The organism is Streptococcus mitis (genome assembly GCF_026782895.1).
Taxonomy (GTDB): domain Bacteria; phylum Bacillota; class Bacilli; order Lactobacillales; family Streptococcaceae; genus Streptococcus; species Streptococcus mitis_CB.
In genome coordinates this window covers 445,580-466,847 of the sequence record NZ_JAKUXJ010000004.1, presented here as the reverse complement: position 1 = coordinate 466,847, position 21,268 = coordinate 445,580, and the positions used below count along the sequence as shown (strand labels likewise).

At 34.7% G+C, this 21,268-nt stretch carries 23 protein-coding genes and 1 pseudogene; 21 read left to right on the top strand and 3 right to left on the bottom strand.

Going from position 1 to position 21,268, the window contains the following annotated elements; translation table 11 throughout:
* The first annotated feature begins 33 nt into the window (after positions 1–33).
* The 12 genes from MK480_RS06610 to msr(D) all read left to right on the top strand — a co-directional run bounded on the left by MK480_RS06610 (position 34) and on the right by msr(D) (position 11,925).
* Entirely contained in the window at positions 34–717 is a 684-nt protein-coding gene (locus MK480_RS06610; protein ID WP_000492697.1) for a LexA family transcriptional regulator, read from the top strand.
* Between the two features lie 2 nt (positions 718–719).
* Positions 720–2,135, top strand: coding sequence for a Y-family DNA polymerase (locus tag MK480_RS06605; protein ID WP_049499996.1), 1,416 nt, complete (start codon positions 720–722; stop codon positions 2,133–2,135).
* A complete protein-coding gene (locus MK480_RS06600) occupies positions 2,132–2,497 on the top strand; it encodes a hypothetical protein (protein ID WP_000981955.1) in 366 nt (121 codons plus the stop codon). The genes MK480_RS06605 and MK480_RS06600 overlap by 4 nt, the downstream gene beginning before the upstream one ends.
* Positions 2,487–2,777 carry a DUF5960 family protein gene (locus MK480_RS06595; protein ID WP_001080184.1) on the top strand — a complete coding sequence of 97 codons (291 nt, stop codon included), beginning with the start codon at positions 2,487–2,489 and terminating at the stop codon, positions 2,775–2,777. Before MK480_RS06600 ends, MK480_RS06595 begins: the two co-directional genes overlap by 11 nt.
* 292 nt (positions 2,778–3,069) lie before the next feature.
* Positions 3,070–3,426, top strand: a complete 357-nt coding sequence (locus MK480_RS06590) for an SAG1252 family conjugative relaxosome accessory protein (RefSeq protein ID WP_268707383.1) — start codon at positions 3,070–3,072, stop codon at positions 3,424–3,426.
* Positions 3,427–3,430: 4 nt separating this feature from the next.
* Positions 3,431–3,796, top strand: a complete 366-nt coding sequence (locus tag MK480_RS06585; RefSeq protein ID WP_061706388.1) for a MobC family plasmid mobilization relaxosome protein — start codon at positions 3,431–3,433, stop codon at positions 3,794–3,796.
* Complete coding sequence (locus MK480_RS06580; protein ID WP_268707382.1) at positions 3,783–5,612, top strand: SAG1250 family conjugative relaxase; 1,830 nt, start codon at positions 3,783–3,785, stop codon at positions 5,610–5,612. Before MK480_RS06585 ends, MK480_RS06580 begins: the two co-directional genes overlap by 14 nt.
* Positions 5,613–5,715: 103 nt before the next feature.
* Entirely contained in the window at positions 5,716–5,940 is a 225-nt protein-coding gene (locus tag MK480_RS06575) for a helix-turn-helix domain-containing protein (RefSeq protein ID WP_000919629.1), read from the top strand.
* 457 nt (positions 5,941–6,397) lie between these two features.
* Positions 6,398–8,191, top strand: coding sequence for a recombinase family protein (locus MK480_RS06570; protein ID WP_268707381.1), 1,794 nt, complete (start codon positions 6,398–6,400; stop codon positions 8,189–8,191).
* A 377-nt stretch (positions 8,192–8,568) separates the two neighbouring features.
* Positions 8,569–8,739, top strand: coding sequence for a hypothetical protein (locus tag MK480_RS06565; RefSeq protein WP_000873143.1), 171 nt, complete (start codon positions 8,569–8,571; stop codon positions 8,737–8,739).
* 385 nt (positions 8,740–9,124) lie between these two features.
* Positions 9,125–10,342, top strand: coding sequence for a macrolide efflux MFS transporter Mef(A) (gene mef(A) / locus MK480_RS06560; protein WP_000417519.1), 1,218 nt, complete (start codon positions 9,125–9,127; stop codon positions 10,340–10,342).
* Between the two features lie 119 nt (positions 10,343–10,461).
* Entirely contained in the window at positions 10,462–11,925 is a 1,464-nt protein-coding gene (gene msr(D), locus MK480_RS06555; RefSeq protein ID WP_000420313.1) for an ABC-F type ribosomal protection protein Msr(D), read from the top strand.
* A gap of 117 nt (positions 11,926–12,042) precedes the next feature.
* Here msr(D) and MK480_RS06550 read toward each other — a convergent pair whose 3' ends face one another.
* The 3 genes and pseudogenes from MK480_RS06550 to MK480_RS06540 all read right to left on the bottom strand — a co-directional run.
* Positions 12,043–12,342, bottom strand: coding sequence for a DUF5960 family protein (locus MK480_RS06550; RefSeq protein WP_001072467.1), 300 nt, complete (start codon positions 12,340–12,342; stop codon positions 12,043–12,045).
* On the bottom strand, positions 12,329–12,697 hold the full coding sequence (locus MK480_RS06545) for a hypothetical protein (RefSeq protein ID WP_000567198.1): 369 nt from the start codon (positions 12,695–12,697) through the stop codon (positions 12,329–12,331). The genes MK480_RS06550 and MK480_RS06545 overlap by 14 nt, the downstream gene beginning before the upstream one ends.
* Positions 12,694–12,873: pseudogene (locus MK480_RS06540) on the bottom strand (Y-family DNA polymerase); the annotation flags it as partial. The gene MK480_RS06545 and the pseudogene MK480_RS06540, both read right to left, overlap by 4 nt.
* Positions 12,874–12,903: 30 nt before the next feature.
* Here MK480_RS06540 and MK480_RS06535 point away from each other — a divergent pair.
* From MK480_RS06535 to MK480_RS06490, 9 genes are all read left to right on the top strand, one after another.
* Positions 12,904–13,302, top strand: a complete 399-nt coding sequence (locus MK480_RS06535; RefSeq protein ID WP_004261296.1) for a recombinase zinc ribbon domain-containing protein — start codon at positions 12,904–12,906, stop codon at positions 13,300–13,302.
* A 134-nt stretch (positions 13,303–13,436) separates the two neighbouring features.
* Complete coding sequence (locus MK480_RS06530; protein WP_001270697.1) at positions 13,437–14,324, top strand: nucleotidyltransferase domain-containing protein; 888 nt, start codon at positions 13,437–13,439, stop codon at positions 14,322–14,324.
* 5 nt (positions 14,325–14,329) lie between these two features.
* A complete protein-coding gene (locus MK480_RS06525; protein ID WP_001005371.1) occupies positions 14,330–14,914 on the top strand; it encodes a Cap15 family cyclic dinucleotide receptor domain-containing protein in 585 nt (194 codons plus the stop codon).
* A gap of 333 nt (positions 14,915–15,247) precedes the next feature.
* Complete coding sequence (locus MK480_RS06515; RefSeq protein ID WP_001219736.1) at positions 15,248–15,865, top strand: RpiB/LacA/LacB family sugar-phosphate isomerase; 618 nt, start codon at positions 15,248–15,250, stop codon at positions 15,863–15,865.
* Between the two features lie 203 nt (positions 15,866–16,068).
* A complete protein-coding gene (locus MK480_RS06510) occupies positions 16,069–16,872 on the top strand; it encodes an alpha/beta hydrolase (RefSeq protein WP_268707380.1) in 804 nt (267 codons plus the stop codon).
* Between the two features lie 14 nt (positions 16,873–16,886).
* Complete coding sequence (locus tag MK480_RS06505; protein ID WP_268707379.1) at positions 16,887–17,741, top strand: ADP-ribosylglycohydrolase family protein; 855 nt, start codon at positions 16,887–16,889, stop codon at positions 17,739–17,741.
* A gap of 110 nt (positions 17,742–17,851) precedes the next feature.
* Entirely contained in the window at positions 17,852–18,733 is an 882-nt protein-coding gene (locus tag MK480_RS06500; RefSeq protein WP_268707378.1) for a diacylglycerol/lipid kinase family protein, read from the top strand.
* A gap of 63 nt (positions 18,734–18,796) precedes the next feature.
* Positions 18,797–19,288, top strand: coding sequence for a phosphoribosylanthranilate isomerase (locus MK480_RS06495; RefSeq protein WP_268707377.1), 492 nt, complete (start codon positions 18,797–18,799; stop codon positions 19,286–19,288).
* 173 nt (positions 19,289–19,461) lie between these two features.
* A complete protein-coding gene (locus MK480_RS06490; protein WP_268707376.1) occupies positions 19,462–21,204 on the top strand; it encodes a glycoside hydrolase family 13 protein in 1,743 nt (580 codons plus the stop codon).
* Positions 21,205–21,268: the final 64 nt, after the last annotated feature.

Sequence of the window (21,268 nt, the reverse complement as noted above, 5' to 3'; positions counted from 1 at the left end):
TTTGTTAGTTAATAAACTTACAAAGGAGAAGAGATGTTTTCACCTACTAAATTAAAAGAAAAAAGAGAGAGTCAAGGCTTATCTCAATCTCAACTTGCTTCTAGTTTAGGAATTAGTAGAGCTTCATACTTTAATTGGGAATCAGGTAAAACAAAACCGAATCAAAATAATCTAAGCAAATTGAGTGAGATTTTTAATGTAGACCCTCGATATTTTGAATCAGAGTTTGAAATAGTAGAAACCTATCTCAAGCTAACTAAAAAGAATCAAAAAGCAACACTTCATTATGCTACAGAATTGTTGAACAAACAGAATGCGAAGGTTGTAGAAATTCCTGAGCGTTTTGCTTATAAAGTTTACGAAAAATTATCAGCTGGTACGGGAACAGCTTACTTTGATGATGGTAATTACGATACAGTTTATTTTAATCGTCAATTTGATTATGACTTTGCATCGTGGGTATCTGGTGTTTCTATGGAACCAACTTATAAAAATGGTTCTGTAGCCCTTATTAAGCAAACAGGATTTGACTATGACGGGGCTATCTATGCGATAGATTGGGACAGTCAAACCTTTATCAAGAAAGTTTATCGTGAAGAAAATGGGCTTAGATTAGTTTCACTCAATCGGAACTATCCAGATAAGTTTGCGCCTTATGATGAGAATCCTCGCATTATAGGGAAAATAGTTGGGAACTTTATGCCTTTAGAGGACTAAGTATGAGTTGGTTTGATTATAGTCTCGAACCTCAAAGTGACATTGCCTTTATTGATATGAAATCTTTTTACGCAAGTGTAGAATGTGTAGATAGAGGATTACACCCACTTAAGACTTCGCTTTGTGTTATGAGTCGTGCAGATAATTCTGCTGGTTTAATTCTTGCTTCCTCTCCTATGTTTAAAAAGGTCTTTGGAAAGTCGAACGTTGGACGTTCCTATGATTTACCTTTTGATGTAAAGACTCGCAAATTCTCTTATTATAATGCTAGAAAGCAAGGTTTACCGACAACGATAGATTATGTTCGTTATATAGAGGAATGGGCAAAATCAACTGTGATTGTTCCTCCGAGAATGGATACTTATATTGCTGTCAATATGGATATTCAAAAAATCTTTCAAGATTTTGCGGCATCAGACGATATCTATCCCTACTCAATTGATGAAGGATTTATTGATTTAACCAGTTCATTAAATTATTTTGTGCCTGATAAAAGTATTAGTAGGAAAGATAAATTAGATATTATTTCAGCGGCCATTCAAAAAAAGATTTGGAGAAAAACAGGAATCTATTCAACGGTAGGTATGTCTAATGCCAATCCCTTATTAGCTAAGTTGGCACTTGATAATGAAGCTAAAAAGACTCCGACAATGAGAGCCAATTGGTCCTATGAGGATGTCGAAAAGAAAGTATGGACTATTCCTAAAATGACAGATTTCTGGGGAATTGGAAATCGCATGGAGAAAAGATTACATAATTTAGGTATCTTTTCGATTAAAGAATTGGCTCAGGCTAATCCTGACTTGATTAAAAAAGAGCTTGGGATTATGGGACTAGAGTTATGGTTTCATGCCAATGGGATTGACGAAAGCAACGTTCATAAACCTTATAAGCCAAAGTCAAAAGGGATAGGGAACTCTCAAGTTTTACCAAAAGATTATATTAAACAAAGAGATATTGAGATCATACTTCGTGAGATGGCAGAACAAGTTGCAGTTAGATTGAGAAGATCTGGTAAAAAAGCAACAGTAGTTTCTATACATCTAGGCTACTCTAAAGTGGAACAAAAGCGTTCTATCAATACTCAAATGAAAATTGAACCAACTAATCAAACAGCACTACTGACAAACTACGTTTTAAAGTTATTTCACACTAAATATACTTCAGGAGCTATCAGGAATGTTGCGGTTAACTATTCTGGTTTAGTGGATGAATCCTTTGGATTGATTTCATTATTTGATGATATTGAGAAAATAGAAAAAGAAGAAAGGCTCCAGTCCGCAATCGATGCTATTCGAACAGAATTTGGGTTCACTTCACTATTGAAAGGTAATGCCCTAGATCAAGCTTCTAGAACAATTGCTAGAAGCAAACTCATTGGTGGTCATTCAGCTGGAGGATTAGATGGACTAAAATGATGAATCGTTCTTATTTACCTTTTGAGTCTGCCCGAGTATATCAGGATCGAGGCATGGCTAAGTGGATGGGCTTCTTTTTATCAGAACATTCCAGTTCTCTTTGGGCAGAAAAAAATAAAGAAGATATCTCCATTTCACTATCATTGGAAGAGAAAGTTCTATTTGTTCGTCAACTTTATACGAATGTATTCCCTGCAACTTTTGTTTTTAAGTTTTCTAATCAAAGAAAAGTAGTATCAGGTATTGTTAAAGAGATTGGAAAAGAGTTTATATCTATAAAATCAGACACTGGTTTTCTTCGATTAAAATGGGAAGATATACTCGATATACAGATAGAAGGGGAGGAATTACATGAATCGTAAAGAATTATATGATGATAAATTACAGCTAGATTATTTTTCAGATTCTTATTTACAGTTTGAGTCAGATTTTTACAAGTATTCAGCTTTAGATATACCATTAACATTTATCACAGATGATATTTTACGCACAATGGCTATGTCTCAAAAACATTATTTTAAACTTAACAAAAGTAAATCTTTAGACGGTCGTGATCATTACTTTGTTTTTTCTATCAAGATGAACAAAGACAGTAGTGGTATTAGACAGTATGAATATCAGAGACATTGTTTTAATTTGTAAGAGTCCGACAGGGCTCTTTTTTCTGTGATAATTTTATCAAAAAGTATTTGTTATACTTTTTTTAATTTAGATTTATCTTGGGGGTTTGGAGGCGGAGCCACCACATTGTCATATCGTTTGTTTTTTGAACCGTGAGGTTTGAAATGGCAGGCGATATGATTTTTGGGATATTGTGGACACAATATCTGAGCTCGCAAAGCCTTACAAGATGACACATTTTGTCTTTGCAAGTTTCCCGTGGTTAATACGGGGTCGGGGATTGTCCAACCATTGATGAAAGTGAGGAAATAGTATGTCAGAACAATACAGAGACATTCGCAAAGAGGTTAATTTAACTGCAAATGAATTGGAAATGATTGAAGTGATAATGAAAAATAAGGGATTTGAACATTTTTCGCCCTTTGCTCGAAATAAATTGCTGGAGGAAGAGTTTGAAATGACTGCTGAAAAGTGGTTTGCCCTCTGGCAATCCCAAAAACTAGAACAAATCAGTCGTGACGTTCATGATGTTTTAATATTGGCACAGTGCGAACATCAAGTTACCCAAGATCATGTATCTATTCTCTTAACCTGCGTACAGGAGTTGATTAAAGAAGTTGGAAACTCCATTCCCCTCAGCCAAGACTTCCGTGATAAATACATGAGGTGAGTACATGGAACATCGTTACCGAACCAATCTCAAGAAAGTGTTTCTGTCTGATAGCGAATTGAGTCAGTTGAAACATTGTATCGACCAAAGCGGTTGTCAATCTTTTTCAGAATATGCTCGACGAACCCTACTTGACCCTGGCATGAATTTCATCACCATTGATACAACTGGTTATCAAGATTTGATTTTTGAATTAAAACGAATCGGAAATAATATTAATCAAATAGCCAGAAGCATAAATTATTCGAATTTAATAACGGAAGTTGAGTTAAATGAATTGAGAAAAGGTATAGAAGAGTTAATAGTAGAAGTGGAGAAAGATTTTCTTATTCAATCTGAAAAATTGAGGAAATTTTATGGTCATCACTAAACACTTTGCGATTCATGGAAAAAATTATCGTAGTAAACTAATCAAATATATTTTGAATCCAAGTAAAACAAAAAATCTAGCACTAGTTTCAGATTTTGGTATGAGAAATTATTTAGATTTTCCTAGTTATAAAGAACTAGTGAAGATGTACAATGATAATTTTTTAAGTAATGATGGTCTTTATGAATTTCGTCATGATAGGCAAGAAGTAAATCAACGAAAAATTCATTCTCATCATATCATTCAGTCTTTTTCTCCAGATGACCATCTTACTCCCGAACAAATCAATCGGATTGGTTATGAGACAGTTAAAGAGTTGACAGGAGGTAGATTTCGTTTTATCGTAGCAACACATGTCGATAAAGGTCATATCCACAATCACATCATTTTAAATTCAATTGATCAGAATTCTGATAAAAAGTTTCTATGGAATTATAAGTCAGAACGTAATCTACGAATGGTTTCAGATCGTCTCTCAAAAATTGCAGGTGCAAAGATTATAGAAAATCGTTATTCGCATCGTCAGTATGAAGTTTATCGAAAAACCAATTACAAATATGAAATAAAACAACGAGTATATTTTCTAATAGAGAACTCGAAAAATTTTGAAGATTTCAGGAAAAAAGCAAAAGCTTTACATTTAAAAATTGATTTTAGACACAAGCATGTTACTTTTTTTATGACTGATTCAAATATGAAACAAGTCATACGTGATGATAAATTGAATAGAAAACAACCTTATAATGAAACTAATTTTAAGCAAAAGTTTGTTCAAAGGGAAATTATAAACATCTTAGAATTTCTACTTCCGAAAATGAAGAATATGAATGAATTGATTCAACAAGCAGAATTTTTTGACTTAAAAATAATTCCGAAAGAAAAACATGTTCTATTTGAATTTAATGGGATTAAGCTTTCAGAACAGGAATTGGGAAAAACGAATCAGTACAGTGTTAGTTATTTTCAAGACTATTTTAATAACAAAAATGAAACTTTTGTCTTAGATAATAAAAATTTAGTTGAACTTTACAATAAAGAAAAGCTAATTAAAGAAAAAGAGGTGCCGACAGAAGAGGTGTTATGGAAATCCTATCAAGATTTCAAGAGAAATAGGGATACTGTTCATGAGTTTGAAGTAGAGTTGAATCTTAATCAAATAGAAGAAGTAGTAGACGATGGAATTTACATTAAGGTACAGTTTGGTATCCGACAAGAAGGACTTATTTTTGTACCAAATATTCAAATCAATATGGAAGAAGAAAAAGTTAAAGTATTTCTCAGAGAAACTAGTTCTTACTATGTATATCATAAAGATTCAGCAGAAAAAAATCGCTTTATGAAAGGTAAAACTTTGATTAGGCAATTTAATGTTCAGTATGAACCGCAGTATATGTATAGAAGAATTCCTCTTAGCAAAATTAAAGAAAAAATAGAACAATTAGATTTTCTTATATCTGAGGAAAATAGTCCGAATGATTTTGAAGATATAACAAATGATTTCATTGCCCAAATATCATATCTAGAGAATATGATTGAACAAGTTCAAAATAAAATTAATGATTTAACTAATTTAGAAGAAGTATTGTTGAATGATACGACAAATAGTTCTAGCAATTTAGAAAATAGTATTCAAGGTAAAAGTTCAGTAGATATAATAGAGAAGGATTTATACTTCTATAAAGGAAGAATTGAAAAACTGAAGGAACAACATAGAGAAGCAATAAATTTATTTGAAATGTTTAATAAAACAATAAAGAAATATAAGAAAAAACAAAATATGAAATCTATTGAGGAAAATGAGATACATTTAGAGTAAACAGTTTCCTAAAAAGTATATATAGAATAGTTTCATGTGCCAATTTGTCACATATTTAAAAATAAGAAAATAACTATATTATACTAGTTTTAGGAGACAACAAATGTTGAAAAGGATTAGAGATTTACGTGAAGATGATGATTTGACACAAGAATATATTGCGAAAATCGTTTTGAATTGTACAAGATCATCTTATTCTAAAATGGAAGCTGGTAGCAGGCTAATCTCTATAAATGACCTTATCAAACTTGCAGATTTTTATAAGGTGAGTCTAGACTACCTTGTAGGTCGAGTGGATAATAAAGAAGACCATTACTCCAAAAAGTAGTAGGTTAAGAAAGCACATTGACAATTGAATAGTCCAAAATGGTACTTTCCTCATTTGTGGAGCAGTTTTGAATGGCTCGCCATGATAAGAGCGATATTAAAACCATCAATAAAATAGAGCGATACTTTATATGCCATGATACAAATGATATACAATGATACTTCTGACCGTTCAGGCTGCCAACGTAAAAGAGCAGCAAGTGAAATTCTTATGATGACTTCATCAGTCATGCCATGGAGGAGATTGATAAAAGATAAAAGGGAAGTGATTTTTTGAAATCAAATTTAGAAAATTATATAGTCGAGCTAGAGATGCTAAATCTATTATTCTTAAAAAAACTTATTAGCGAAAAAGAATATGAAAAAATAAAGCTGAAACTGCGTAAAATATACACAAATTAGCTGACCTTTTTTATTGGTTGCGGTAAAATAAATGCAGAGAAATAGGAGGTTAAGCCATGTCAAACAACGTTGAAATTATAAAAGCAAATCCTTTAGTAACTAGAAGAAATGATAATAGTGGTTCTTTATCGAGGAGAGTAGCAGCATATTGTCGTGTTAGTTCCGATAGTGATGATCAAAAAAATAGCTATGATTCTCAAGTTCGTCATTATAGAGAGTATATATCACAGCACCAAGATTGGATTTTGGTTGACATTTATGCTGATGAAGGGATTTCAGGAACTCAAGTTGGAAAAAGACAAGATTTTCAAAGATTGATTTCAGATTGCCTTGATGGAAAAATAGACTATATCATTACCAAAGCCATTGCTCGCTTTGCTAGAAATACATTAGATACTCTCAAATATGTTCGTTTGCTCAAAGATAAACAAATTGGTGTATTTTTCGAAGAAGAAAATATTGATACTTTAACTATGGATGGTGAGTTACTATTGACGATATTAAGTTCAGTGGCTCAACAGGAAGTTGAAAATACATCTGCCCATGTTAAAAAGGGTTTAAAAATGAAGATGCAACGTGGAGAACTTATTGGTTTTCAAGGTTGTCTTGGTTATGACTATAATCAAGATACAAAGTCGATATCAATAAATGAAAAAGAAGCCAAGATAGTACGTTATATTTTTGAACGATACATTGATGGTATTGGGGGTAGGGCAATAGCTAGAGAACTTGATGAACTAGGTTATAAAACTCCGAGAGGTCTTGATCACTGGCAAGATACAACAGTTTTAGGAATTATTAAAAACGAGAAGTATAAAGGTGATATTCTAATGGGAAAAACTTTCACTGTTGACCCCATTAGTAAGAGACGTTTAATAAATTTCGGTGAAGAAGATAAATACTACATTAAAAATAATCATGATGCGATAATTAGTCCAGAAATTTTTACACAGGCGCAAGAAATTCGATTACGGAGATCAGGAAACAAAAAAACCATAGCAAATATAAAAGGTAAACGAGAAAGATATTCAAGAATGTACCCTTTTAGCAGTAGATTAGAATGTGGTTTTTGTGGTACTGTTCTGTCTAGAAGAAGTTGGCACTCTAGTTCAGAGTACAAAAAGATTATTTGGCACTGTACAACATCTATAAAGAGAGGTAAAAAGTATTGCACTCATAGTAAAGGAATAGAGGAAAAAGCAATAGAAAATGCTTTTTTACAGAGCTACCAACAGTTGTTTTATGAAAATAATAACCTAACTGAAGACTTTCTTGAAATTATAAAAGAAGAGCTTACTGATGATACCTTAAAAGTGGAGTTGACAAAGATAATTAGTAAATTAAATTCGTTGTACAAAAAAGAAGAAAAATTAGTTTCAATGAATCTAGATGGAAAAATAAGTGATTCTGTATATGAAGATAAATTCAATCAAATACAAATTGAGAAAGAAAAACTTTTAGAAGAAAAAGTAAACTTAGAAGTAACTTTAAAATCAGAAGTTGATATAAAAAGTAGATTAGAGAATTTTAAAGAAATTTTAACTTCACAAAAAACTTTGACGGAGTTTGACAAGGATATTTTTGAAAGTATCGTTGAAAAAATAATAGTAGGCGGAATAAATTCTGATGGAGAAATTGATCCAGCAATGTTGACTATAATTTTTAAAACGGGAGATTCTTCGACTAAAGATGCAAAATCTTACAAATCTAAAAGAAAGAATGCTAAAATAGATAATGATAAATTGTGTTTTAATTCCGTAACCGATGAAGAAAAAAAGTGTACAAATAAAGAAAACAACGCACGTGGAGTGTGTTGCTCTGCTCGTAAAAACCTAGAAACCTTTGAATGAAAGGGATAATGAAAAGCCTTGATTGCAATGCTTTTTGTATTGGAGTGGGGAAGTATCAGAGTGAGAAAATTTTTGGAATGAATAGAAGTGATAGCTAGAAATTATCAGTTTCTATTTCCATTTACCCTGTGGGTACGTGTTTGTTTCCATTGACAAGGAGTTTGTGGGAATAGAAATGTACCCACCTTGTTTGAATCAAGTGAAGTGTAGTTGAAGGAAATCTGTTGAAAGCAATACTTCATTTTACCGAATAAGTAATAATTTAGGCAACTTCAAATCGATTAAAAAAAACTATTTTAAAGGTTAAGAGTAGACAAAAATTGTCCACTCTTTTTTGCAAACTCAATTTATCAATAAATGAAATGAGGGAATGTAAAATGAAATATTTTGAGGTTGAGTTAGAAAATCCTGATGAATTTTTAAAACTACAAACAGAAGATTTTGTGAAAGCTAATCGCTTGCTACTAAGGAAGATAATCCAGAGCGTTACAGTCTATGAAGAAAACTTCGTCATATCCTTTAAATCTGGCATCGAATTGGAAGTATGAGTCTCATTCCATAACTTTTATATTGAACATATCATCTTGTTGTGTTATACTATAAATTGATATAAACAAAGATGTAGGAGGAACCGAAACTATGACAGCCTCAATGCGTTTAAGATAAGCTGGCAATAAAAAAAGCAGAATCTATACCCGATGATAGGCTTTTTTGTTGTGCTTATTTATACGATATTGAGCATTCATTAGTTACGGTGAGGATATTGGTTATTTAACTATACCTTTATTTAACTATGTCTTTAATATGAATGTTTCCAAATTGTATGTATGCAGACCAAAAGCCACATTGTGGGGTTTGGCCTGCATTTTTTATTGCCTAGAATGCTATTCAAAATAGAAATTCAAGCAAAATAATATGCAGGAGATAATATAAATGGAAAAATACAACAATTGGAAACGAAAATTTTATGCAATATGGGCAGGGCAAGCAGTATCATTAATCACTAGTGCCATCCTGCAAATGGCGATTATTTTTTACCTTACAGAAAAAACAGGATCTGCGATGGTCTTGTCTATGGCTTCATTAGTAGGTTTTTTACCCTATGCGATTTTGGGACCTGCCATTGGTGTGCTAGTGGATCGTCATGATAGGAAGAAGATAATGATTGGTGCCGATTTAATTATCGCAGCAGCTGGTGCAGTGCTTGCTATTGTTGCATTCTGTATGGAGCTACCTGTCTGGATGATTATGATAGTATTGTTTATCCGTAGCATTGGAACAGCTTTTCATACCCCAGCACTCAATGCGGTTACACCACTTTTAGTACCAGAAGAACAGCTAACGAAATGCGCAGGCTATAGTCAGTCTTTGCAGTCTATAAGCTATATTGTTAGTCCGGCAGTTGCAGCACTCTTATACTCCGTTTGGGATTTAAATGCTATTATTGCCATCGACGTATTGGGTGCTGTGATTGCATCTATTACGGTAGCAATTGTACGTATACCTAAGCTGGGTAATCAAGTGCAAAGTTTAGAACCAAATTTCATAAGGGAGATGAAAGAAGGAGTTGTGGTTCTGAGACAAAACAAAGGATTGTTTGCCTTATTACTCTTAGGAACACTATATACTTTTGTTTATATGCCAATCAATGCACTATTTCCTTTAATAAGCATGGAACACTTTAATGGAACGCCTGTGCATATTTCTATTACGGAAATTTCCTTTGCATTTGGGATGCTAGCAGGAGGCTTATTATTAGGAAGATTAGGGGGCTTCGAAAAGCATGTATTACTAATAACAAGTTCATTTTTTATAATGGGGACCAGTTTAGCCGTTTCGGGAATACTTCCTCCAAATGGATTTGTAATATTCGTAGTTTGCTGTGCAATAATGGGGCTTTCGGTGCCATTTTATAGCGGTGTGCAAACAGCTCTTTTTCAGGAGAAAATTAAGCCTGAATATTTAGGACGTGTATTTTCTTTGATCGGAAGTATCATGTCACTTGCTATGCCAATTGGGTTAATTCTTTCTGGATTCTTTGCTGATAAAATCGGTGTAAATCATTGGTTTTTACTATCAGGTATTTTAATTATTGGCATTGCTATAGTTTGCCAAATGATAACTGAGGTTAGAAAATTAGATTTAAAATAAACAATATTGGAGGAATATTTATGTATCTTATTTTCATGTAACTCTTCCTGCTAAAATCGCAGGGTTTTCCCTGCATACAAGCAAATGAAAGCATGCGATTATAGACAGGAGGAAATGTTATGGAATTAATATTAAAAGCAAAAGACATTCGTGTGGAATTCAAAGGACGCGATGTTTTAGATATAAATGAATTAGAAGTATATGATTATGACCGTATTGGTTTAGTAGGAGCAAATGGTGCTGGAAAAAGCACTTTACTCAGGGTACTTTTAGGAGAATTAACTCCCCCAGGATGTAAAATGAATCGTCTGGGTGAACTTGCCTATATTCCCCAGTTGGACGAAGTAACTCTGCAGGAGGAAAAAGATTTTGCACTTGTAGGCAAGCTAGGTGTTGAGCAATTAAATATACAGACTATGAGCGGTGGTGAAGAAACAAGGCTTAAAATAGCACAGGCCTTATCGGCACAGGTTCATGGTATTTTAGCGGATGAACCTACGAGCCATTTAGACCGTGAAGGAATTGATTTTCTAATAGGACAGCTAAAATATTTTACAGGTGCACTGTTAGTTATTAGCCATGACCGCTATTTTCTTGATGAAATAGTAGATAAAATATGGGAACTGAAAGATGGCAAAATCACTGAGTATTGGGGAAACTATTCTGATTATCTTCGTCAGAAAGAGGAAGAACGTAAGAGCCAAGCTGCAGAATACGAACAATTTATTGCGGAACGTGCCCGATTGGAAAGGGCTGCGGAGGAAAAGCGAAAACAGGCTCGTAAAATAGAACAGAAGGCAAAAGGTTCTTCAAAGAAAAAAAGTACTGAAGACGGAGGGCGTTTAGCTCATCAAAAATCAATAGGAAGTAAGGAAAAAAAGATGTATAATGCTGCTAAAACCCTAGAGCACAGGATTGCGGCCTTAGGAAAAGTAGAAGCTCCGGAAGGCATTCGCAGAATTCGTTTCAGGCAAAGTAAAGCATTGGAGCTCCATAATCCATACCCTATAGTCGGTGCAGAAATTAATAAAGTATTTGGGGATAAGGCTCTGTTTGAAAATGCATCTTTTCAAATTCCGTTAGGAGCAAAAGTGGCGTTAACTGGTGGTAATGGAATCGGAAAAACAACTTTAATCCAAATGATCTTAAACCATGAAGAAGGAATTTCTATTTCGCCTAAGGCAAAAATAGGTTACTTTGCACAGAATGGTTACAAGTACAACAGTAATCAGAATGTTATGGAGTTTATGCAGAAGGATTGTGACTACAATATATCAGAAATTCGTTCAGTGCTAGCATCTATGGGGTTCAAACAGAACGATATTGGAAAAAGTTTATCTGTTTTAAGCGGTGGAGAAATTATAAAATTGTTGCTTGCTAAAATGCTCATGGGTAGATATAACATCCTAATAATGGATGAACCCAGTAACTTCCTTGACATACCAAGTTTAGAGGCTTTGGAAATACTAATGAAGGAGTACACCGGAACTATCGTGTTTATCACCCACGATAAACGATTACTCGAAAATGTAGCAGATGTAGTTTATGAAATTAGAGATAAGAAAATAAATCTGAAACATTAAATTTAAGGTAGTCGCTGGTCAGTATAGTCTGTTCTGGTTGGCGACTCCATTGTTAAAGAGTATAAAGACTTTAGATTTTATGAATATTAAAAATAGGAACAGTCAATTGAACTGCTCCTATTTTTCTGCTAAATATATTGTAGTTTTCTTATATGTATAATGATAGATTAGCGGATTCTCATCTACGGTACTTACTTCAAATATGAAGAAGTGATCGCGGTTATCTCTGGACTTTTCCTTATTGAGGACAAAGTAATTCTTACGTGAAGTCGCCATTGTTTTTAGGATATCATCAGTTAGGAAGGTCAATGGAATATTCATGTTAGAGTAGCGGTAGAAGTCACGTTCAAAATCTTGGTAGCTCTCGCTATAATAGTCCATTTGTAGGTGATTACGCTGAAACTCAAGCTGATTCATAGAGCACCTCCTCGACAAGTTCAATACTAATAATGTCTTTTAATTTCAAATTGATGTGACCTGTTGTAGTTTTTATCAAAATGAAATCCTTATTCAGACTTGGTATTGTTCCAGTGTGGGAAACACGCTTGTTTTTTTCAATCACTTGAATGCGTGTGTGTAGCTGCCCAGCGTATACTTGACTGAGGAGTAATAATTTCTTCTCCATTGACAAATCTGACATGTACGTTACTTTGTTTGTATCATCAGAGAGTGCTGATGTATGCTCAGATAGGAAAAAGCCCATCCATTTTTGCATCTTTGTATCCTGGTACTCTCTTGCTGACTGAAATGGTAAGGATGAACGGTCAATCATTTTAATCCCTCCAATCCACCAGCGGAATGACCGCCAATAAGTTTACTGCGTTCAATATTTTAGGAACCTTCAGTTAGGACGGTTCCTTTTTGTATGGCTAAAAAGCCAAACTGTTCTCTGACAACATCAATAGCTGTCTGAAGTCTATTTTCTTTTTCAATTTCTTCTACATCATGCAAAATGAGGACAACCCTTTTACTACCAAGGTGTTCTGTGCAGAATGCGGTTCAGCTTTTGGACGTAAGAACTGGACGACCAGTCGTGGCAAACGTAAAGTTTGGCAGTGTAACAACCGTTATAAGGTAAAGGGACAGATTGGTTGTCAGAATAACCATATCGATGAGGGAACACTAGAGAAAGCTGTAATGATGGCAGTTAAACTACTGAGTGAGAATATGGATTTGTTGCATGGAAAGTGGAATAAGATCTTGGAAGAAAACCAGTTATTAGAAAAGCATTACAGTGTGTTACTGGCTGAATTGATAAATAAGGAGTGTTGGGAATATGATTCCTTTGAGATGTGTCAGGTACTAGATAGTATTTTGATTTCGGAGGATGGACAGATAACCGTTAGATTTTTGGAAGGAACAGAAGTTGATTTATAAGGCTGTAGGCATAGTATAGTTCACTATGTTTGCAGCCTTTTTTCTTGTTTAGTGGTATAATTATATGTAGGATTTTTTTAATATCGGTTACTTTTTATGAATTAACCAAAAAACTAAAATGGAGTTGTTTTATAATGAGATATTCTGAAGAAGCATTACAATCATGGATTAAGCCGTTATCTGCCACTGAAGAAACACGGGTTGAAAATACTATTGGAATGATTAAAGATGCAATAGAAAGGAGTGGGCTCTCTTCAAAGTATGAATATGAAATTTTTGCCCAAGGTTCTTATGCAAATAATACGAATGTAAAGAAAAATAGCGACATTGATATCTGTATCATGGTGAAATCTTTATTTTATTGTGAGTATGTAGATGGGTTATCGGACCTAGACTATAATTACTCTAGTAGCAGCACCAATGCTAATGTATTTAAAAACGAAGTGATTAAAGCGTTAATTTCAAAATTTGGTGCAGAATCAGTTTCTATTGGCAATAAGTGTATCAATATTAATTCTAACTCATATCACGTAAATGCAGATGTAGTCCCATGTTTTCAATATCGAAATTATAGATATATTGGTAGCAGGTCATCTGAAAAATTTGTTGAAGGCATCAAATTTTTTACCTCAAACGGAAATTATGAAGTAATTAATTATCCTAAAGTTCATATACAAAATGGTATCTCTAAGAATAAATCTACTCACTATAAATATAAATATTTAGTTAGGATTATGAAGCATATTAAGAACGAGATGCAGGAGCTAGGATTGACAAACGAACGCATTTCTTCATATTTGATAGAATGTTTGGTCTGGAATATACCTGAACAGATGTTTTTCAATAGTAATAGCTACACAGGGTTGTTACAGCAAGCGTTATATTACATAGTGTCTCAAGTGAATTTAAATTGGGTTGAAGTAAGTGGAATGTATTACCTTTTTCGTTCAGAGCAGAAATGGAATTTACAGGATACAAAAACTTTTTTAGTTAGAATGATTGAATTTTTGGATTATAAATAAAACTTATGAATGAACAGCAGAAAAAATTTTTGAATATTACAATATGGGTTTTTGCAATTTGCTTGTTATTAAGATTGTTAATAAGTGGCCAAGAGATTGCAGTGAATCTTAAATCTGATATTTTGGCATTGGTATATTCAGCCATTGGGTATATTGGTGAAGCTATATCAGTTACAGCAATTATTATGGCTATTTTTGAAAAAACAGCATGGCGGTGGCCATTACTATCTAAGATTCATAATGTTCCAATTTTATTTGCGAATTATGTAGGTAGTTTCAAGACGGACTATGATCAGAATGAAAGAAATTGTGAACTTACTATTGAACAGTCATTTACGACTATTAAAGTTAAGTTTAAAACGGGTGAAAGTTCGAGCCATAGCATTACAGCATCAATTATCAATGATAATGGAACACAAAAATTAATTTATACATATTTAAATAGCCCAAGGGCTGAATTGCAAAGTCCTATACATTATGGGACGGTAATTCTTGATATTGATAATCCAAATCAACTAGAAGGAAATTATTATACTAATCGAGGAACCAAAGGTTCAATGAGTTTTGAGATAAACAACCCTTCTCGCTAGTTGGATTTGTAAAGATTTAAATAAAGAAAGAAGAACTAACTATCGGAAACTTGGCATAGATGTAACAATACTGTATATTAACGAAGCCGTAAATACTCGCATTAGTTACGTTTAATAGTTTAATACGGATATTCAGCAGCTTTGATTTCGTTTCACAGTATAGGTAGTAACCGTCAAGACATGTGGAGGCGGTAGTTTTGATGTCAAAAGTTGCAACCAGTGAATAAATGAAGTGTAGAAAATAAAGGCTTGTTCAATTCAACATATGATGAATTACCGGCACCCAAACCAAAGAAAAAGAAATCATTAAATTAGAAGTTGTAGGGGGGAAGAATGAGAATCGGAGTTATTCAAGCAAGTTCGCAAGCGACCAAAAATCAAATAATCTATGATGCTGTATTAAAGTATGCTCCAAAGAAATCTGAGGTTATAAATTTTGGCTGTACGATGGAAGAAAATGAAAAATACTCGTATATAGAAATTTCTATTCTTATAGGTATCTTATTGGCAAGTAGGACAGTTGATTTCGTTGTTACGGGCTGTTCTTCCGGACAAGGAATGATGCTTGCTTGTAATAGTATGCCTGATGTCATTTGCGGATATGCACCTACACCGAATGATGCCTATTTATTTGCTCAGATTAATAATGGAAATGCGATATCATTACCATTAGGTGAAAATTATACATGGTCAGGTACTGAAAATCTTGAAAGAACAATAGAAGCTCTTTTCTCGGAGCCATTTGGACAAGGATACCCCAAAAGTGAGGCAGAGAGAAAGGTAAGAGATGCTGAGAAACTTAAAGAAATAAGAAGAATCGGGCAGGTTCAGTTTGAAGAATTCGCAAATGTACTAGATATATCATTGTTTGAATCAATCAAGAGGAAACAGAATGTAATTCAGAATGTAAAGGCGTATGGGAAGAAAGAAATAGCTGATTTAATGAAATGAGTAAATCACAGTTTGTCGGGGTAATACCTTTTAACGATAACCTTATGCTATCGTCAAAAGGTTTATAGACATGTTCCCACATACATGTTCACTTGGCATACATAGTGTTCACTCGTTTTATGTCGAGTGTGTGGTACTGCTTTTAAGAGCTGATTGAACAAGGAAAATTAGCTAGTGAAAGTCCTACAGTAAGGAGTTTAAACATGAAATTCCATGAATTTGGTAATAAGAATTTGCCTCCTATTTTACTGATACATGGTGGTGGCAGTTCTTGGTGGAATTATCTTCGTCAAGCACGAATCCTGTCAGAAGAATACCGTATTATTCTACCCACTTTGAATGGCCACGGAGAGGAATATCAACTTGATTATGTTTCTACTGAAGATTCTGCTTTGGAGATTCTAGACTATATCAAAGCAAACTGTGGTGGGAAATTGTTTGCAATCGGTGGTGTTTCACTTGGTGGTCAAATTGCCATGGAGCTTTTATCTTTAGATAGTGAAATTGCTGAGAAGGCCATCATAGACGGAAGCCTCTGTATTCCTCAACCAATGTTATCTAAAATCAGCATCTTTCTAGTGTCTCTATTTGGTAAATTGATGTTCAATAAATTCTCTTGCAAACTTCAGTTAAGCATGATGAACAAACTCTATCCTAAACTGGCTTATCCAGAGGAAATAAAAACTTATTATTTGGAGGATCTGCCAAGGACACCTGACAAAACATTGGTAACCATTTACAAAAACTATATGGGGCGTTACAAGCTGAAAGATATGATTTCTGCTAGCAAGGCTCAGGTTCTGTATATCTATGGTGAAAAAGAATTGAACGGTGTCAAAGCATCGGCGAAATTATTTCAGCAGCTACATCCAAATACGATTTTGTATGAAGCAAAGGGTTATAATCACGGTTATTTATCATCTTACCTACATCAGGAGTGGATTGATTTAGTTGAGCCATTTTTAAAGAGCAATCCATTGGGGATATGTAATGAATCTTATATGTAACAAGGAGGAATCTGATGCTCGGAGCAATTATTGGAGACATTGTAGGTTCTGTTTACGAATGGAACAATATCAAAACGAAGGACTTTCCTTTATTTCGGAAGGACTGCTTTTTTACAGATGACACGGTTATGACCTGTGCTGTTGCAGAAGCGATTATGAATGGGGGACAAAAAGACGACTTCATTGACGCGATGAAGAAATATGGCAGACTGTATCCGAATGCTGATTATGGTGCTCGGTTTAATGCATGGTTAAACAGAGATAACCGTGAGCCTTATAATAGCTTTGGGAATGGATCAGCTATGCGTGTTTCTCCATGTGCTTGGGTCATGGACTGTGATGTCTATGAGAGAACCGGAATGTGGTCATCATCTAGAGAACTTGCGAGTCTTTCTGCAGAGGTAACCCATAATCATCCAGAAGGTATTAAAGGTGCTATGGCTACAGCTGATGCTATCTTTCTTTGTCGTTTTTACTTTGGTGGTTATTGTAGAGAATACGAGCAACCAATCAATGACAATCATACAGAGTGTAAAAGACGGATTAAGGATTATATAGAGAAGACATACGGCTACAATCTATCTCAAACTTTAGATGAAATCCGCCCTAACTATCGTTTTAACGAAACATGTCAGGAAACTGTCCCTCAAGCCATTATCGCCTTTCTTGAGAGTACAGATTTCGAAGATGCGATAAGAAATGCCATCTCACTTGGTGGCGACAGTGATACACTCGCAGCAATCACTGGCAGCATAGCAGAGGCAGCTTACGGTATCCCTGATTTGATCAAGGAAAAGGCCTATTCTTACTTGGATGAACCCTTAAAGGATGTAGTTATACGATGGGAAAACAGAATAAAAGCTTATTAATCTCCAGTACGTCAGATTTCTCTTTTCTATATTTTCATTGTATAATGAGAGTACATTTAGTTACATACGACGAAATGTAAACATTTCTATTTAAAATTAAGGAGAAATTAATGAAAAAAGCAATGGTAATTATCAACCCTACCTCTGGTGGGGAAAAGGCTTTGGATTATAAAGAAAAGCTGGAGAATAAAGCAAAAGAATATTTTGAGCACGTAGAAACCAAAATTACTGAAAAAGCGCTTGATGCAACACATTTTGCTGAAGAAGCTTCTCGTGAGCAGTACGATGCAGTGGTTGTGTTTGGTGGAGATGGGACTGTCAACGAAGTCATTTCGGGTATTGCTGAGAGAGACTACATTCCTAAGTTAGGAATTATCCCAGGCGGGACGGGAAACCTCATTACAAAACTGTTGGAAATCAATCAAGACATCGATGGCGCGATTGATGAACTGGATTTCAACTTAACCAATAAGATTGATATCGGTAAAGCGAATGACAATTATTTTGGTTATATTTTTAGTATCGGTGCTCTTCCTGAAGCGATTCACAATGTTGAAATCGAGGACAAGACAAAATTCGGTATTTTAGCCTATGCTGTAAATACCATGAAGTCTGTCATGACGGATCAGGTCTTTAACATTAAGGTTGAGACAGAAAATGGAAATTATGTTGGTGAAGCTAGTCATGTTTTGGTTCTCTTGACAAATTACTTCGCTGATAAGAAAATCTTTGAAGAAAACAAAGATGGCTATGCCAACATTTTGATTCTGAAAGATGCGTCTCTGTTCTCTAAATTATCCGTTATTCCTGATTTACTAAAAGGGGATGTTGTCGGTAATGATAATATTGAGTATATCAGAGCGCGTAATATTAAGATCTCTTCAGATAGCGAATTGGAGTCAGATGTTGATGGCGATAAATCGGATAACCTACCTGTAGAAATCAAAGTTCTAGCTCAACGAGTAGAAGTATTTTCAAAACCGAAAGAGTAGAAGGTAAAAATTAGTTTATTATTCACAACGAAATTAAATTCTATACCAACGATTGGAGGAGGAATGAATTCTCTATTTGATGAATTTCGAACAATTTGTTCTCATTTAAACCAAATCGGAATCACACCGACTCTCATGGGGTCCTTGGGTTTTGAATACCGTTCAAATGAAGAATGGAGGCCGTCTGACATTGACATTCATGTGCCTGGTGATCCTAGAGGTTGGGAAGCACCCGATCATCTCAGAATTTATGAGTGGGACAAGATAATGAAAGTGATGAAACACTTAGATTATGCCTTAATAGATATTCATGAGCATGAATTCCAAAAAGATGGTCTGAGTGTTGAGTATGGAAGTATCGATTCTTTACCTGATTTTGCAGGAGTTTCGGAATCGGATATAGAGCTGATTCATCTCGAAAACATCACTTTTCGCATTCCAAATCTAGAACAGTTTTTAAGTATTTACAAGGCTTCTTCCCAAGATTCTTATCGAAATGAGCACAATAACAATAAGGATTTTAAAAAAATTGAGTGGCTGGAAAGACATTTGTAAATCATCATTTGGAAAGTAGCAAGTTGTAAGACTGGCTGCTTTTTTATTTATAGAACCAAACCACTAGAATCTACGGATAAGCCTTGAAAATAAAATACGAAAGTAGTATACTAGAATCACAATTATGAAAACGTTTGCGTAAAATTGGAATTAAAACTTTAGGAGACAAATTGATGGAATTAAGTGCTATTTACCATAGGACTGAGTCGGAGTATGCCTATCTTTATAAGGATAAGAAGATTCATATTCGGATTCGTACTAAGAAAGGGGATATTGAAAGCATCAACTTGCATTATGGGGATCCTTTTATCTTCATGGAGGAGTTTTATCAAGATACAAAGAAAATGGCCAAGATAACTTCTGATGCCATCTTTGATTATTGGCAGGTTGAAGCGTCCGTCGACTTTGCACGTATCCAGTATCTCTTTGAACTCAAGGATAAAGAAGGCCAAAGTATTTTGTATGGTGATAAAGGTTGTGTGGAAAATTCTCTAGAAAATCTTCATGCTATTGGAAATGGATTTAAGTTGCCTTATCTTCATGAGATTGATGCCTGTCAGGTTCCTGATTGGGTTTCAAATACGGTATGGTATCAGCTATTTCCTGAGAGATTTGCTAATGGAGATGCTCTATTAAACCCAGAAGGGACTTTAGACTGGAATTCATCTATCACACCTCGAAGTGATGATTTCTTTGGTGGTGATTTACAGGGAATTATTGACCATCTGGATTACTTGCAAGACTTGGGCATTACTGGACTGTATCTTTGTCCTATCTTTGAATCTACGAGCAATCACAAGTACAATACGACAGATTACTTTGAAATTGACCGTTATTTTGGAAATAAGGAGACCTTTCGTGAGCTGGTTGAGCAAGCTCATCAGCGTGGTATGAAAATCATGCTGGATGCTGTATTTAACCATATTGGTTCGCAATCGCCTCAATGGCAAGATGTTATCGAAAACGGTGAGGAGTCTGCTTACAAGGATTGGTTCCGTATTCAACAATTCCCAGTGACAACTGAAAAGCTAGTCAACAAGAGAGAGTTGCCTTATCATGCTTTTGGTTTCGAGGACTATATGCCTAAGCTAAATACAGCCAATCCAGAGGTCAAGGACTATCTATTAAAGGTTGCGACTTATTGGATTGAAGAGTTTGATATCGATGCTTGGCGTTTGGATGTGGCTAATGAGATTGACCATCAGTTTTGGAAGGATTTTCGTAAGGCAGTTTTAGCTAAAAAGTCTGATCTTTATATCCTAGGAGAAGTCTGGCATACGTCTCAGCCTTGGCTAAATGGAGATGAGTTCCATGCGGTCATGAATTATCCTTTATCTGATAGCATCAAGGACTATTTCTTACGAGGTGTTAAGAAGACGGACCAGTTCATCGATGAAATCAATGGCCAATCTATGTATTACAAGCAGCAGATTTCAGAAGTTATGTTTAATCTCTTGGATTCGCATGATACAGAACGAATCTTGTGGACGGCCAATGAAGACGCTCAACTGGTTAAATCAGCCCTATCCTTTCTCTTTTTACAAAAAGGAACACCCTGCATCTATTACGGAACAGAGTTAGCTTTAACCGGAGGTCCAGACCCAGATTGTCGTCGTTGTATGCCTTGGGAACGTGTATCAAGTGACAATGATATGCTGAATTTCATGAAGCAGCTGATTAATATTAGAAAACAAGCGTCATCAACCATTCAGCATGGTAAGTATAGCCTAAAAGAAATCAAACAAGATATAGTAGCTCTGGAATGGACATACGAAGGCCGGGTCCTTAAAGCAATCTTTAACCAATCAAAAGATGATTATCTTTTGGAGAAAGAAGCAGTAGCACTAGCAAGCAATTGCCTAGAATTGGAGAATCAGCTTGTCATCTCTCCAAAAGGATTTGTGATTTTTCATTAAAGAGCAATTAAGAGTGACAGGAAAATTGTAGAATAGAGAGCATTTTACAAACAGACTATTTGTC

What these genes read in the sequence shown, in the direction of transcription:
- MK480_RS06530 (WP_001270697.1), top strand. Translation starts at nt 13,437, where the DNA reads ATGAGATATTCTGAAGAAGCATTACAATCATGGATTAAGCCGTTATCT.
- MK480_RS06515 (WP_001219736.1), top strand. Translation starts at nt 15,248, where the DNA reads ATGAGAATCGGAGTTATTCAAGCAAGTTCGCAAGCGACCAAAAATCAA.
- MK480_RS06565 (WP_000873143.1), top strand. Translation starts at nt 8,569, where the DNA reads ATGAAATATTTTGAGGTTGAGTTAGAAAATCCTGATGAATTTTTAAAA.
- MK480_RS06550 (WP_001072467.1), bottom strand. Translation starts at nt 12,342, where the DNA reads ATGAATCAGCTTGAGTTTCAGCGTAATCACCTACAAATGGACTATTAT.
- MK480_RS06570 (WP_268707381.1), top strand. Translation starts at nt 6,398, where the DNA reads ATGTCAAACAACGTTGAAATTATAAAAGCAAATCCTTTAGTAACTAGA.
- MK480_RS06525 (WP_001005371.1), top strand. Translation starts at nt 14,330, where the DNA reads ATGAATGAACAGCAGAAAAAATTTTTGAATATTACAATATGGGTTTTT.
- MK480_RS06505 (WP_268707379.1), top strand. Translation starts at nt 16,887, where the DNA reads ATGCTCGGAGCAATTATTGGAGACATTGTAGGTTCTGTTTACGAATGG.
- MK480_RS06500 (WP_268707378.1), top strand. Translation starts at nt 17,852, where the DNA reads ATGAAAAAAGCAATGGTAATTATCAACCCTACCTCTGGTGGGGAAAAG.
- MK480_RS06495 (WP_268707377.1), top strand. Translation starts at nt 18,797, where the DNA reads ATGAATTCTCTATTTGATGAATTTCGAACAATTTGTTCTCATTTAAAC.
- MK480_RS06510 (WP_268707380.1), top strand. Translation starts at nt 16,069, where the DNA reads ATGAAATTCCATGAATTTGGTAATAAGAATTTGCCTCCTATTTTACTG.
- MK480_RS06580 (WP_268707382.1), top strand. Translation starts at nt 3,783, where the DNA reads ATGGTCATCACTAAACACTTTGCGATTCATGGAAAAAATTATCGTAGT.
- MK480_RS06605 (WP_049499996.1), top strand. Translation starts at nt 720, where the DNA reads ATGAGTTGGTTTGATTATAGTCTCGAACCTCAAAGTGACATTGCCTTT.
- MK480_RS06595 (WP_001080184.1), top strand. Translation starts at nt 2,487, where the DNA reads ATGAATCGTAAAGAATTATATGATGATAAATTACAGCTAGATTATTTT.
- MK480_RS06575 (WP_000919629.1), top strand. Translation starts at nt 5,716, where the DNA reads ATGTTGAAAAGGATTAGAGATTTACGTGAAGATGATGATTTGACACAA.
- MK480_RS06585 (WP_061706388.1), top strand. Translation starts at nt 3,431, where the DNA reads ATGGAACATCGTTACCGAACCAATCTCAAGAAAGTGTTTCTGTCTGAT.
- MK480_RS06590 (WP_268707383.1), top strand. Translation starts at nt 3,070, where the DNA reads ATGTCAGAACAATACAGAGACATTCGCAAAGAGGTTAATTTAACTGCA.
- MK480_RS06490 (WP_268707376.1), top strand. Translation starts at nt 19,462, where the DNA reads ATGGAATTAAGTGCTATTTACCATAGGACTGAGTCGGAGTATGCCTAT.
- MK480_RS06545 (WP_000567198.1), bottom strand. Translation starts at nt 12,697, where the DNA reads ATGATTGACCGTTCATCCTTACCATTTCAGTCAGCAAGAGAGTACCAG.
- MK480_RS06610 (WP_000492697.1), top strand. Translation starts at nt 34, where the DNA reads ATGTTTTCACCTACTAAATTAAAAGAAAAAAGAGAGAGTCAAGGCTTA.
- MK480_RS06600 (WP_000981955.1), top strand. Translation starts at nt 2,132, where the DNA reads ATGATGAATCGTTCTTATTTACCTTTTGAGTCTGCCCGAGTATATCAG.